The organism is Rhodococcus sp. 5G237 (assembly GCF_053764735.1).
Window position 1 is genome coordinate 284,339 of the sequence record NZ_JBSNCD010000002.1, and the last position, 14,013, is coordinate 298,351.

The following is a 14,013-nucleotide window of genomic DNA, read 5'->3' on the forward strand; positions in this document are numbered from 1 at the left end:
AACAGGGGAGGTGACCGGTGCGGTCGATCCGGCGACCCGCACCGTCCGCACCCGTGAACACGGTCCGCAAGCACTACCTGCCGTGAGCTACTCGTATCCGCTCGCGTTTTCGCTGTTCACCGCAGCAATTGCCGTAGCGGATGGTCGAACTCGTAGCGGATGCACGACCGCTCACCTGCGCAGTTCGTACCGGACCTGCGGCCGGCCGGCGCGGCCGTACTCGGTGAGGCGGGTCGCGGCTCCGTCGTCGGCGAGTCGTTCGAGATAACGCCACGCGGTGACGCGTGAGACCCCCACGGCCGAGCCGACTTCCGCGGCGGTGCGGGGGCCGTCGGCGTCGTGGAGGAAATCGGTGATCTTCGACAGCGTGTCGGGGGAGATGCCCTTGGGGGTCGACGGACGGGAACTGCTCGTGCGCAGCGCCGCCATGGCGCGGTCGATGTCGTGCTGACCTGCCGCAGTCTCGGCGTCGCGCAACGCCGAGCGGTAGGCCACGTACTGTTCGAGCTTGTCCTGCAGCGCCGCGAAGGTGAACGGCTTGAGCAGGTACAACACGACGCCCCGCGCGACCGCCGTCCGCACGACCTCCAGATCGCGGTTCGACGTGACGGCGATGATGTCGGGGCTCGGGCGACCGGCGCTCAGGCGCGCGGCGACCTCGAGGCCGTTCGTGTCGGGGAGCCCGATGTCGAGCAGCACCAGATCCACCGGCGTTCCTGCCCGCGCCGCCGACGCGACCGCCCGCACGGCGTCGCTGCCCGTGTGCGCGACGCCCACCACCTCGAATCCGTCCACCCTGCCGACGTATTCGCGGTGGGCTTCGGCGATGAGCGGCTCGTCCTCGACGATGAGCACCCGGATCACGATGTGCCCCCGACGGGGATCTCGGCGACGATCATCGATCCCAGCGATGGTTCGGTGCGCAGGGTGCCACCGTGGCGCGCGACGACCTGGGCGACGAGCGCGAGTCCGAGACCGCGCTGCTCGGACTTGGTGGAGTACCCGCGCTGCATGGCCCGGGCCAGCACTTCCGGCGACATCCCCGGTCCGCTGTCGGCGACCTCGACGATCATCGACGAATCCTCCTGGCGCACAGTAACCTCCACCCATGGATCGTCCGACGCATGGGAGGCGTCGATGGCGTTGTCGATGAGATTCCCGACGAGAGTGACGATATCGCGCGCCGGGATCGGAACCGGACCGAGTTCCGTGTCGTCGGTGACGGTCAGTTCCACACCGCGTTCGGCGGCCTCGTCGATCTTGCCGAGCAGCAGGGCCGACAGCGCCGGTTCGTGGACGGCGCCGGTCAACCTGTCGATCAGGTGCTGGGACACCGCCAGTTCCTGCGTCGCGAAGGCGACCGCCTCCTCCGGCCGGCCGAGTTCGACCATCGTGATGATGGTGTGCAGGCGGTTCGCCGACTCGTGTGCCTGCGCACGCAGTGACTCGGCGAACCCGCGGACCGAGTCGAGTTCACCCAGGACACCGCGTAGTTCGGTGTGGTCGCGAAGAGTGACGACCGTGCCGATGCGTCGCCGCTTCCACAGCACCGCATCGCTGTTCACCACCAGGACCCGGTCCCGGGTCAGATGCACCTCGTCGCGTGCCTCGTCGGCGACGGCGAGTTCGCGCACCGTCGCGGGCAGACCGTCGAACTCCACCGCGCCGACGGGCTCCAGCCCGAGCAGCCGGCGGGCCTCGTCGTTGACGATGTCGACGCGGGGGGAACCGTCTGCGGTGCCGAACACCAGTAGTCCCTCACCGATCGAGTGCAGGACGGCGTCGTGGTGTTCGTACATGCGCCGCAGCTGGTCGGGATTGAGGCCGAGGGTCTGCCGGCGGAGCCGCCGGGAGATGAGGTAGCCACCCGCCGCGGTGACCACGAGCCCGGCCGCCACCAGGCCGAGGATGCCCGGCAGGCTCCGCACGAAGTTCTCGGCGATCCTTTCCCGCGTCACCCCGACCGACACGAACCCGACGAGCGTGCCGTCGTCGTAGACGGGGGCGATGGTGCGTATCGACGGGCCCAGGCTGCCGGTGTACGTCTCGGTGAACGGCGTGCCCGAGCGGGCCTCGTCGGTGTGACCCGTGTAGGGGAGTCCGATCTGCTCCGGGACCGGGTGTGTCACACGGATACCCTCGGGGTCCACGACGACGACGAAGTCCACCCCGGTCGCCTCACGGATCTGTTCGGCGCGGGGTTGGAGCGCTGCCGTCGGATCAGGAGAGACCAATCCGTCCGAGACCTCCGGGAAGAGCGCGGCGGTCACTGCGATATCCGTCACGGTGCGGCGCGTGGCCTCGTCGGCGTCGCGGCGTTCGTCGACGACGATGAGCGCGCCCGCCACGATCGCTACCACCGTGAACACCACCAGTTGGAGGATGAGCAGCTGGCCCGCCACGCTCATCGGCGGTCTCGCCTCGCGACGGTTCACCGGTCACCTCCCGTGAACACTATGTACACAAACTTCTCCCGCAGTGAGCGGACCACCACCATTTCCCTGTGTGGACGTGATGCCGGTCACCGCCCGGGCGCGGAAAGGCCCTACCAGGGTCCCGTAGTACCCGACCGAACCACGGTCGATTCCCGAGTCCTCGCCGGTGCGTCACCGCATCCCGTTATCCGTGAACATCGCGCGACGAGCCCGCGCATGATCGAAGGGCACTCCATGAGCACCACAACAGTGCGTGGCGAGAAACGCCGCGACCGTACCCACTGGCTGTACATCGGCGTCATCATCGCTGTCGTCGCCGGTATCGCCGTCGGATGGCTGGCCCCGGAGACGGGCAAGTCGCTCGGTGTCCTCGGCACCATGTTCGTCGACCTGATCAAGATGATGATCAGCCCGGTGATCTTCTGCACCATCGTGCTCGGCATCGGGTCGGTCCGGGCCGCGGCGAGTGTCGGCCGGATCGGCGGACTCGCGCTGATCTACTTCGTGGGCATGTCGACCGTGGCACTCGCGATCGGCCTCGGTGTGGGCAACCTGCTCGACCCGGGCTCGGGCCTGACCCTCGACCCGGCCAACGCCGGTTCGGGTGCCGAACTCGCCGAGAAGGCGCACGCGGCCGGCGGCACCGTCGACTTCATCGCGTCGATCATCCCGACCTCCCTGCTCTCCGCGCTGACCGCAGGCAGTGTCCTGCAGACCCTGTTCGTGGCGCTGCTCGTCGGCTTCGCGATCCAGGGCATCGGCAAGTCGGGTGAACCGATCCTCCGCGGTATCGCCCATCTGCAGAAGCTCGTCTTCCGCATCCTGACGATGATCCTGTGGCTCGCCCCGATCGGTGCGTTCGGCGCCATCGCCAACGTCGTCGGTCAGACCGGACTGAGCGCGGTCCTGCAGCTCGGTGTGCTGATGATCGCCTTCTACCTCACGTGCGCCGTGTTCGTCTTCGGCGTCCTCGGATCGCTGCTGCGGGCCGTCGCCGGTGTCTCGGTGTTCAAGCTCGTGAAGTACCTCGCCCGCGAGTATCTGCTCATCTTCGCGACGTCGTCGTCGGAGTCCGCGCTGCCGCGCCTGATCGCCAAGATGGAGCACCTCGGTGTCCAGCGCACCACCGTCGGCGTGGTCGTGCCCACCGGCTACTCGTTCAACCTGGACGGCACCGCGATCTACCTGACGATGGCCGCTCTGTTCGTCTCCGACGCGATGGGCAGCCCGCTGAACATGGGCGAGCAGCTCTCGCTCCTGCTGTTCATGATCGTTGCCTCGAAGGGTGCGGCCGGCGTCACCGGTGCAGGTCTGGCGACGCTGGCCGGTGGTCTGCAGAGCCACCGTCCCGACCTGCTCGACGGCGTCGGCCTGATCGTCGGTGTCGACCGGTTCATGTCCGAGGCGCGAGCCGTCACCAACTTCTCCGGCAATGCCATCGCGACCCTGCTCATCGGCACCTGGACCCGGTCGGTGGACCGTGAACGCGTCGACGAGGTGCTCAGCGGACGGTTGCCGTTCGACGAGAGCATGATGATCGACGATCACGAGCCCGCTCCCGAGCGCGAACCGGCGACGCTGGAGAAGGTCTCCGTCTGATCCGGCATCCGCTACGACAATGGCTGTCCGCTACGGAAAATTTCCGTAGCGGACAGCCATTTCTGTAGCAACCAGGAGCCGGCGGCGACAGCAGATCTACGCGCCGGCGGCGACGAAACGCTGGTGCAGTTCGCCGATGCCTTCGATCCAGCTGTCGAGTCGCTCACCGGCGCGCAGGTAGCGCTGCGGGTCGCGGCCCATGCCCACACCGGCGGGTGTGCCGGTGAAGATCACGTCGCCCGGGTACAGGGTGACGTTGCGCGACAGCTCGGCGACCAGCGCGGGCACGGAGAAGATCATCTCCCGCGTGCGGCCCTTCTGGACCTCCTCGCCGTCGATCGCGCACCCGAGTTCGAGATCGTCCGGGTCGGCGAACTCGTCGGGGGTGACGAGCCACGGACCCTGCGGAGCGAAGCCGGGATACGACTTGGCGAGACCGAACTGGGGCGCCGGTCCGCGCATCTGGGCGACGCGTTCGGAGATGTCCTGCCCCGCCGTCAGGCCCGCGACGTACGACCAGGCGTCTGCTGCGTCGACGTTGCGTGCCTCCCGACCGATGACGGCGACGAGTTCGATCTCCCAGTCGACGTTGCCGCCGTCCGGAATCGTGACCTCGGAGTCGGGGCCGGTGAACGCCGAGACGTACTTGGTGAACACCGGGGGCAGATGTGTGGGGGCCTCGAAGCCCGATTCGGCGGCGTGGTCGTCGTAGTTCAACCCGACCGCGAAGACCTGGCGGGGCGCAGGGGAGGGGGCACCGAGCCGGGCACGGTCGATCGAAGCGTTGTCGGTGACGTCTGCGTCCGCCGCCCACGCCCGCACCTCGTCCCACGACTCGTAGATCGAGGCGAGCTCGGGTCCGAACCGGCCGGCGGACGCGGTAGCGATGTCGACGGCCTGCTCGTTGCCGGAGTCACCGACGACGAGGACGGCACGGTTGTCGAGGTTGGCGATGCGCATGGATTTCTCCTCGAGGGACTGGAGGGCGTTACGGGGCGCCGGGCCCGAACAGTGCGGACAGGTCGATTCGATCATTCGAGGCCAGGATCGCGCGCACTCGGGACAGCGAGGCGTCGGCGGATTCCCCGAGACCTGCATGTCGCAAGTTCGCCACGAACTTGGCGTCGACGTCGGCGCGCCCGGCGGGCACGCCACGAGGGTCACCCCACGGATGGTCGATACGGTCCGCGTGGGTCCGTCCGTCGTCCGCCCGTATCTCGAGATGCGCCGCGGTCAAGGGGAACGATGACTCGGCTGCCGGTCGGAGACGGACGAGGTGCGCGAGCCGGAGAACCTCCGGGTCGTTGCGGAACGGGTCGTCGAAGTGGGCGGGCACCGGCCGTCCTCGCACCAACGCGTTCGCAGTCTGGAACTGGAAGCCGAACAGGGCCGCCGGCCGGGACACCTCCGCGTCCTCCACCGGGAGGTCCAGGGGCGAGCCGATGTGGTGCGGATGGACGGTGAGGGTGATCTCCCGTACGGTGCCCGGATCGGCGACCTCGCGGAGATTCCTGGCGACGTCGATCGGACCGTGTGTGAATCGACAACCCGGATAAGGCTTGACGATCCGGTCCCCGAAGTACACCTCACCGAGACCGGCCGTCACCGAGGACTCGTCGGGGAATCCTGTGCCGTATGTGCGGAACAGGCCGAAGCGGCCGTCCAGCGCACCGTCGCCACCTGCATAACCGTGCCGGACCAGATCGGCGGCCTCGATACCGTCGCGAGCGGCGAGTCCTTGCACGAAGGTGAACGCATCACTGTGCTCGTCGATGGCCTGGAAGGTTCCCGACACCTGCTGGAGCACCAGTCCCCATGCTCGCACCAGTTCGTCCGCACTCAGGTTCCACAGCCGCGCGGCGACGACGGCCGAGGCGAACCGGTTGATGAGCCCGGGGTTGTCCCATCCGGTCCCGGGGACGAATTCGAGTGCTCTGCTGATCCGTGCTGCCACGTCGTCGGCCACGATGAGGGCTTCGAGCATCGTCCGTGCCGAAGCGCCGCAGTCCTCGGCCAGGGCGACGGCCACGGGTACGGTCGTCTCCGAGATATGGGACCAGATCGGTGACGCCCCGTCGAAGGGGGTCAGGGGGCCGAAGTCGTAGGCCCGGGCAAGAAGTGCATTGGCGTAGGCCGCCGAGGCAGGCCCGACCTTTCCTTCCTCGAGCGCGACGGAGGACCGGCCGGGTGCGGAGTTCCGGGTGACGAGTGCTGCGGCCCGGCGGGTCGAATCGACTCGTGTGCCGGCGATCATGCAGCCCAGCGTGTCCACGACCCGATCGAGAAGGTACCGATCGTGCGGAGACTCGAAGGCGGCATCCGGGGTCGCTTCGATGGCATGGGACGCCAGGGTGCGTGCGAGATTCATGGTGGAGGATCTCCTGATGTCTCTGCGAGCGAGCGGTGCCGCGGCGCATGCCGACGGCCCCGCTCACTCGTGGGGGATCCCTACTTGGAGACCAGATCGTTCGGCGCAGCGACGGGCCCGTCGCTCGCGGACTCCTCACGTTGCTGGATCCGGCCCAGAGTGACGATGCAGATCGTGCCGACCGCCAGCGGGACCGCCATCAGGTAGAAGAGGTTGCCCGCGGTCCAGCCGCTCTCGAGCAGGAAACCGGTGCCGATCGGGGAGACGATCGAGACCAGGCGGCCGACGCCGACCATCCAGCCGACACCGGTGCCGCGCAGCGAGGCGGGGTAGACCGTCGGGCCCACGGCGTAGAAGCCGGCGACCGAGCCGACCGCGACGATGCCGAGGAAGATGCCGAGGGTGATCGCGAGCCATCCGACTCCGAAGGCCGCGCCGTAGACGGCGTAACCGATGGCGCCGAGACCGAGGGTGGTCATGAGGATGTTGCGGGGGATCCACCGGAACGCGGCGGCCGCGAACAGGAGGCTGCCGATGATGCCGCCGAGGTTGAGGACGGTGCCGACCGTGGTGCCGCTCTGCACGTCGCCGGTGGATTCGGCGACCAGCTTGGGGATCCACGAGTTCGCGAAGTAGTAGGCGGCCATCAGGCAGGCGTAGGCGAGCCACAGGGCGAGCGTCTTGATGCCGGTGGTGCCGGTGAAGATGGCGCCGAGCCGGGCGTTGTGACGGTCTGCGGGGGTCTGCTCGGGCAGTTCCTTCAGCGCCGGATGCCCCATCTTGCCGAGCATCGAGTTGATGCGTTCGAGGGCGTTCTTCGGACGGCGTGCGACGAGGAAGTCGATCGACTCGGGCAGTGCGGCCCACGCGAGGACGAGCAACACCACGCTCAGCACGGTGCCGACGACGAACAGGTTCTTCCAGTCGGCGGGATCGAACAGGCCGGCCACGACACCGGCGAGAGCGGCACCGATGGGGAAGCCGGTGGCATAGATGCCGACGACGGTGCCGCGGCGCTTCTCCGAGGCGAACTCGGAGACGTACGCGTTGAGCTGCGACATGGCACCGATACCGAGCCCGGTGATCACACGGGCGACGATCATCGTGGCGACGTTGGGGCTGATCACCGCGAGCACCATGCCCACCACGACCATGCTCATCGACACGATGGTCAGCGTGCGACGCCCGTAGCGGTCACCGAACGGGCTGAACAGGATCGCGCCGGCGGCCATGCCGAAGAGGCTGCCGCTGAGAACGATTCCGAGGGTGCCGGAGCTGACGCCCCATTCGTCCGACATCGGCTTCGCGGCGAACGACATCACCGCGATCTCGAATCCGTCGAGAATGATCAATGCGAGTGCTATGGCGATCGCACGGATCTGCAGGGGAGTCATCTTCGACGCCCTGATGTCAGCCAACACATCCATCGTTAGGTTCCTTCACTTTGGTCGCGCTCGAGGAGCGAAGCTCCGAGCTGAGACGACACCACGCCAGGTGGCGGCAGTCACATAGTGCAGTGGGGGTCCGTTGTGATCACAGTCACCGGTGCCACTGGGTGGCATCGTCGGCCGGTGTGCCGCAACGGGATCCCGTCGGCTGCCGCAGGGCGATCTCGACGACCGCCGCCGACTGCTCGATTCGATGGATGTAATCGAGTATGTCTGCGCCCGAAGTGCTCTCGGGAAGCCTCGACAAGCGCAGGACCATGACGACATTACCCTCCGGGTCGTGGACGGGCACGGAGAGCTGGAGCGGCGTGTACGTCGCCACGGGATCGATCTCCGCCGGTTCGTGGTGCGCGGACATCCGCTGCAGGGCGTCGATGAGTCTCTGTTCGTGCTCCGGCGTACGGTCCGGCGTGCTGAAGGCATCGACGAGTTCGTCGAGCGTGTGGGTGTCGACCTCGCCCGAGAGGGTCACCGACCATCCGCGTTCCTGGACGCGTTGCAGCTGGAGCTCCGCCGCCTCTCGGATCTCCGGCGACCGGCGCGGCACGCGGTCGAGCCAGTCCTCGCTCGACGGGGCGCCGCGGTGGCCGACCATGAGGGAACCGAGCGGCGGGACGAACGGCAGACGGGTGCCGGGCATCGTCGAGTGACTTGCACCGTCGGCGCTCGCCGTTGCCACGAAAGCGAATTCGTCACCGAGCGGGGCGAGTAGGCTGACCTCCACGCCGAGTTCGGTGGCGAGGAGCTCCATTTCCTGACGTCCGCACTCCGCCGTGCGGATGGCGGCGGCGAGGGAGCGGTAGTCCGAGGCCATCAACGATCCCGGCGTGAACCGGCCGTAGCCCCGCTGGAAGAACAACAGCGGCAGGCAGTTCCGCTCGGTCGCTAGTTCCCGCACCGCGCCGAGGACGAAGTAGTGGTCACCGGCGTCGAGCACGTCCGACCACTCGCATTCGATCCACGCCGTCGTTCCCTCGAGAATCGGTGCACCGGTGGGGGACTCGTGCCAGTCGACGCCCTCGAACTTGTTCTCCCGCCGCATGAACGCCCCACACACGTGTTCCTGGTCGGCGGCCATGATGTTGACGCAGAAGGTACGCGACTCGCGCAGTGCGGCGAAGGTGTACGACGACTTCATCGGCATGAACGACACCAACGGTGGGTCCATCGACACCGAGTTGAACGTCCCGACCACCATGCCGAGCGGCGTGCCGTCGGCTGCGCGTCCGGTGACGATGGCGACGCCGGTGGGGTAGCTGCCCAGGACGTGCCGCATGTGCTGGGGGTCGATCGGCGCGGCGACCGGAAGGTCGGCGAGCGTGGTTGCTTCAGACATCTGACGTAGTCCTTTCGGCGACCGGCGTCCTTTCGGGGACCGGCGTGGACGGAACGGGGACGATCTCGGCGGGATCGTCGAGACGGGACAGTCGCAGGCCGCGCGGTCCGAAACGCAGGACCACCGCCGCGACGACCAGCAGCAGCGCGGCGAGCCCGACGGTGGACCGCAGGCCGATCAGGTCGGCGGCCGCGCCCTGCAGAGCAGCGCCGAGGGCCACCGAACCGGTGTAGACCATCACGCTGACCGACAGCACCCGTCCCCGGATGTGGTCGGTGACGAGCACCTGCACGGTGCTCTGCCCGATGGTGAGGGAGAGGAGGAAGAAGACGCCCACGCCGACGGTGGCGGCGGTGGCCGTGACCGTCGTCGGGGCGATGGCGAATAGTGCCAGCGTGATTCCGAAGCCGATGAAGGCGACGAGGGCGACGGTCGACCGGCCGACGCGGCGCAGGGCGCCTCCCAGCAGCGGGATGCCGGCCATGGTGCCGATGCCGAGTCCCAGGTTGAGGGCGGCCAGACCCAGCTCACCGCTGTCGAAGACATCCTCGGAGAACGTGATCACGTGCTGGAAGATCGGCATCCCCAGAGTGCCCGTTACGAGGACGACGGTCACCGCGGTGAGCACCCCCGGGGTGGATCGGGTGTAGCGCAGTCCTTCGACGAAGCGCCCGCTCTTCCTGCTGCCCCGAGCGGCGGGGGCGGGGGCGTTGACGGGTTTCGCGACGATCAGCGCCACGACGACGGAGAGCACCATGACGAAGGTGACCGCGAATGCGACCGCCGGTCCCCACCAGTACAGGACGACACCGGCCACTGCGGGTCCGAACGATCGCGCGAGGTTGAACTGGATCGTGTTCAGTGACGCGGCGGAGGCGAGCGAAGCGCGCGGCGCGTAGTCGTTGGTCAGTGCCTGCCAGCTCGGCATCGACACGCCCTGCCCGATGCCGGTGAGCGCAGCGAGGCCGAGCAGCAGCCACGGCGAGTGCCATTCGGCGAGCCAGCACACGCAGATGGCCAGGGCCACCAGGGAACGCATCAGCTGCATCCACAACACGAGCAACCGCCGGTCGACCCGGTCGGCGAGCGCACCCGCGTAGGGGCCGAGCACCATGATCGGAACGAACTGCGCCGCGGTGGCGAGACCGACCCACGCGGCCGAACCCGTGATCTGGAAGAGCACGAACGGAACGGCCAGCGATTGGAACCACCCACCGGTGTTGGTGAGGAAGGCGCCGGTCAGGAAGACCACGAAGCCGCGGTGCCGCAGCGCTTCGAACATGGTGTGCGCGTCCTTTCCTCCGGTACGGGACCGGAATGACGAGGAGGCGCGACCGGGTTCCGGCCGCGCCTCCCGACCGTTGATCAGCTGTAGAGGCGGGCGGAGCGCTCGCGGGCGCCGGCGCGGTCCTCGTCGCTGAGCAGGAAGGCTGCGGCCGCCGGATTGCCCATCTCGAGGTTCGCCGCGGTCGCGGCGGCGAAGTCGGTGTTCTGGGTGAAGTGCTGGCGGGCCACGATCAGGTCGCGGTAGATGCGCGAGAGCGGGTTGGCCTCGTGCACGACACTGGCCGACATCGACGGCATGAGCTGCTGCGGGACGTTCAGTGCGGCCTCGGCGGTGCGCGCCATGTCGTAGATGCCGCGGGCGGCCTCGAGATCGCCGGGGATCTCGAAGTTCTCGGCCTGCTCGAAGCCCTTGCGCAGCCACCGCAGAGCGGTCTCCTGCTGATCGGACAGGCGCACACGCACGTCGTTCATGCGCAGCAGCTCCACGCGGTCCTCGCTGAGCTTCTGGTTGTCGAAGCGGCGGGTGAACTTCTTCAGCTGGGCGACGTACTCGTCGTAGAAGGCCCAGGCGGCACCGAGGGCGGGCGCACCGGCGACGAGGTTGTAGAGGTAGCCCTGCGGGATCCGGTAGAGCGGGTTGACGTTCTGCTTCAGGCCGGGACCTGCCTGAGCGAGCAGGATCTGGCGGTCGAGCACGCGATGCGCCGGCACGAAGACGTTCTTCAGCGCGACCGAGCGCGAACCGGTGCCGCGCATGCCGAGCACGAACCAGTCGTCGATGATCTCGGCCTCGGACAGCGGCACGACGAAGTTGTGCATGATCGGCTTGCCGTCGACCTCGACCGATGCGCCGAGGATCACCCACTGGGCGTGCGTGATGCCCGAGGAGGACTTCCACGAACCGTCGAGGATGTAGCCGCCCTCGACCGGCGTCGCCTTGCCGTGCGGCGCGTAGGACGAGGAGAGCAGCGTGGTCGGATCGTCGAGGAACAGCTCGTCCTGGAGCTGTTCGGTCATGTGAGAGACCTCCCAGCTGTGGACACCGAGCAGCATGAGGACCCAGCCGGTCGAGGTGCAGGACTTCGACACCTCGATGACCGCCTCGACGAAGTCGGCCGGGTGGGCCTCCTCGCCGCCGTACCGCGCGGGCTGCAGTGCCCGGGTCAGGCCGCAGTCGATCATCGCCTGCACGGCCTCGGGAGCCACCGTGCGCTGCTGATCGTTCTGGACGGCGTACTCGGCGACGATCGGGGCGATCTGCCGGGCGCGCTCGACGAGGGAGAGACCGGTGGTGGTGACGGGGGGTTCGGCGTAGGTGGTCATCGGGATGCTCCTTGGTACGAGAGTGGGCGAAGAGGTATCGGGGTCAGCGTGCGGACAGGGCGTCAGCGGGCACGTCGACCAGATCGGGACGGGGGGCGCGGCGGGTCGAGATGCCGGCGGCCTGCGCGGTCTCCCAGGAGACCTTGCCGTCGCGGAAGAACTCGAGGAAGACCTGGTTGTGCAGCTCGGGACGGTCGGTCTGGCCCTGGTGGCCGGTGTTCTCCGGGTAGAAGAACTGCACCTTCGGCAGTGCGTCCTCCTGCAGGTGGGCGGCCTCCACGGCGTAGAGCACGTCCTTGTCGCCGAACATCGCGATGCCCGGGATGGAGATCCGGTCGAGCCGGCCCGTGGTGGTGAGGCGGAGCAGCTCGTCGGGGTCGGTCGGGCGCAGGACCCGGCCCATGTTGGCGTCGTAGTACTCCTGGTTGCGGTTCGCGGCGGCGGTGCGCATGGTGACCAGTTCGTCGGTGACGCCGGACGGGTCGACGACCATCGACTCGATCATCGCGCGCATCATCGTCTCGGAACCGTCGTAGGTGCCGCCGCTGCCGGGCAGCGGTCCGTTCTTGGCCCGGTTGTCCACCGCGCGCATCTCGTCACGGGTGACCAGGTCGCCGATCATGCCGGCGATCACCGCGAAGCGCTCGACCCGTTCCGGGTGTGCGACAACGTAATTGACGGTGTTCTGGCAACCCATCGAGTTGCCGCCGAGGCAGAAGGTGTCGAGGGCGACGGCGTTGACGAAGTCCTGCAGGAAGTCGACCTGGCCGCCCTGCCCGTACGCGTAGAAGCGTCCGGGATCCTCCGTCAGGCCGAAGCCGGGGAAGTCGGGGCAGTAGACACGGAAGCCGTGGGCGCCGAGAAAGGGTGCCATGTAACGGAATCCGGCCGAACCGGAGCTACCGGGGATACCACCGTGCAGCAGGACGACGGCGGGACCGCTCTCGCCCGAGGTCGAGTAGTGGGCCTTGACGCCCGTCTGCAGCCGGACGTAGCGGCTGAGCAGTCCCGGAACGTGAATCTCCTGGTCGTCGGTCAACGACACGGTGTCCTCCTCGATGTTGCGTGCATCACGTCGTGAGCAGCAGTGTGTGACGGGTTCTCGGATAGGGGTCATCGCGAGGTGCCACTGTTCGGCACCGGCGTCCGGTCCTCGCCGGACGGGCTCGACGGGGTCCGTCAGCCGACGCGCTGATGTCCCCAGAAGTGGGCGGCGTTCCACCGGCCGGGAACCCAGGTGTCCTCGTCGATCTCGAGTCCGCCGTAGCCGTACTCCATCTCCCAGCCGGACGGCGTCTTGACGTAGTACGAGATCATCTCGTCGTTGGTGTGCTTGCCGAGCGTGGCGCCCAGCGGCGCGGCTCCCTCGAGGATCCGGTCGTAGGCGCGTCCGACCGTATCGAGGTTGTCGACCTGCACCATGAGGTGGCCGAGGCGCGGGCCGAAGCCGGGACGGTGGGCGAAGGCCACCGAGTGATGGCGGGGATTGCAGTGCAGGAAGGTACCCGGGTCCGGGCCGATGTCGATGTAGTCGCTCAGGCCGAGGCCGAGGATGTCCATGTAGAGCTCGCGGAACGGAGCCGACTCGCTGACCGCGAACATCACGTGGCCGATGCCCATGCCCTCGGTGACGAAGCGCGCGCCGGTCGGGGAGACGAACGGCGTCGACTCGCGGTGCTGGCCGTAGTAGACCTCGATGCCGTGGCCGTCCGGGTCTGTGAAGGCCAGGTAGTCGGTCACCTGGCGGTAGGCGGCCTCCTCGGCGCTCGCGCGGTGGGTGGAGTAGCCGTGGTCGATCAGCGCCTTCTCGAGGGCTTCGATGTCCTCGGGTCCGCGGACCTCCCAGCCGACGGCGTCGATGTGCTCGACCTCGCCGCGGTGCAGGTCGATGCGCCAGGACCGCTCGTCGAGGCGGAGCTTGAGCCTGTCCTCGGTGTGCTCCACGATCTGCATTCCGTGGACGTCCGCAGCGAAGACCTTCCAGGCTTCGATGTCCCTCACGGTCGCGACCAGGTAACCGAATGCGCGGACCCGTCCCATCTTTCCTCCTGATTGCCTGCGTCCTGTGGACCGACCACCTGCCGCTCGGGCGGGGTCGTGTCCGGCGATGAATGACAGAGTGGCCCCGGTCACGCCCCGCTGGCACGTATCGCGTGCCACGGCGTGAAACCGCCACGGGGTTCCGTCAGGTGGCACGGCCGGATTGCCTCAGCGGCC

11 protein-coding genes are annotated in these 14,013 nt (G+C 68.1%); 1 reads left to right on the top strand and 10 read right to left on the bottom strand.

Annotated features, from left to right (window positions below; translation table 11 throughout):
• Window positions 1–171 precede the first annotated feature (171 nt).
• Together ACWPOC_RS04640 and ACWPOC_RS04645 are read right to left on the bottom strand one after the other, a co-directional pair.
• On the bottom strand, window positions 172–864 hold the full coding sequence (locus ACWPOC_RS04640; RefSeq protein ID WP_120281438.1) for a response regulator: 693 nt from the start codon (window positions 862–864) through the stop codon (window positions 172–174).
• Window positions 861–2,408, bottom strand: coding sequence for a sensor histidine kinase (locus tag ACWPOC_RS04645; protein WP_159416705.1), 1,548 nt, complete (start codon window positions 2,406–2,408; stop codon window positions 861–863). The genes ACWPOC_RS04640 and ACWPOC_RS04645 overlap by 4 nt, the downstream gene beginning before the upstream one ends.
• Window positions 2,409–2,669: 261 nt before the next feature.
• Between ACWPOC_RS04645 and ACWPOC_RS04650 the strand changes: the two genes are divergently transcribed.
• On the top strand, window positions 2,670–4,034 hold the full coding sequence (locus ACWPOC_RS04650; protein ID WP_120283942.1) for a cation:dicarboxylate symporter family transporter: 1,365 nt from the start codon (window positions 2,670–2,672) through the stop codon (window positions 4,032–4,034).
• A 96-nt stretch (window positions 4,035–4,130) separates the two neighbouring features.
• Here the strand turns inward: ACWPOC_RS04650 and ACWPOC_RS04655 are convergent, their stop codons facing one another.
• The 8 genes from ACWPOC_RS04655 to ACWPOC_RS04690 form a co-directional block, all read right to left on the bottom strand.
• Complete coding sequence (locus ACWPOC_RS04655) at window positions 4,131–4,994, bottom strand: fumarylacetoacetate hydrolase family protein (protein WP_230788221.1); 864 nt, start codon at window positions 4,992–4,994, stop codon at window positions 4,131–4,133.
• A 28-nt stretch (window positions 4,995–5,022) separates the two neighbouring features.
• A complete protein-coding gene (locus ACWPOC_RS04660; RefSeq protein ID WP_455408090.1) occupies window positions 5,023–6,402 on the bottom strand; it encodes an MmgE/PrpD family protein in 1,380 nt (459 codons plus the stop codon).
• A gap of 80 nt (window positions 6,403–6,482) precedes the next feature.
• On the bottom strand, window positions 6,483–7,829 hold the full coding sequence (locus ACWPOC_RS04665) for an MFS transporter (protein WP_225623720.1): 1,347 nt from the start codon (window positions 7,827–7,829) through the stop codon (window positions 6,483–6,485).
• A gap of 112 nt (window positions 7,830–7,941) precedes the next feature.
• Window positions 7,942–9,186: a flavin reductase family protein gene (locus ACWPOC_RS04670; RefSeq protein WP_145709508.1), complete on the bottom strand. Its 1,245-nt coding sequence runs from the start codon at window positions 9,184–9,186 to the stop codon at window positions 7,942–7,944.
• Complete coding sequence (locus ACWPOC_RS04675) at window positions 9,179–10,468, bottom strand: MFS transporter (protein ID WP_455408091.1); 1,290 nt, start codon at window positions 10,466–10,468, stop codon at window positions 9,179–9,181. Before ACWPOC_RS04675 ends, ACWPOC_RS04670 begins: the two co-directional genes overlap by 8 nt.
• A gap of 83 nt (window positions 10,469–10,551) precedes the next feature.
• Complete coding sequence (locus tag ACWPOC_RS04680; protein ID WP_145693018.1) at window positions 10,552–11,796, bottom strand: acyl-CoA dehydrogenase family protein; 1,245 nt, start codon at window positions 11,794–11,796, stop codon at window positions 10,552–10,554.
• A 43-nt stretch (window positions 11,797–11,839) separates the two neighbouring features.
• Window positions 11,840–12,841: an alpha/beta fold hydrolase gene (locus ACWPOC_RS04685; protein ID WP_120281446.1), complete on the bottom strand. Its 1,002-nt coding sequence runs from the start codon at window positions 12,839–12,841 to the stop codon at window positions 11,840–11,842.
• A gap of 134 nt (window positions 12,842–12,975) precedes the next feature.
• Window positions 12,976–13,836, bottom strand: a complete 861-nt coding sequence (locus tag ACWPOC_RS04690; RefSeq protein WP_194699187.1) for a VOC family protein — start codon at window positions 13,834–13,836, stop codon at window positions 12,976–12,978.
• Window positions 13,837–14,013 lie beyond the last annotated feature (177 nt).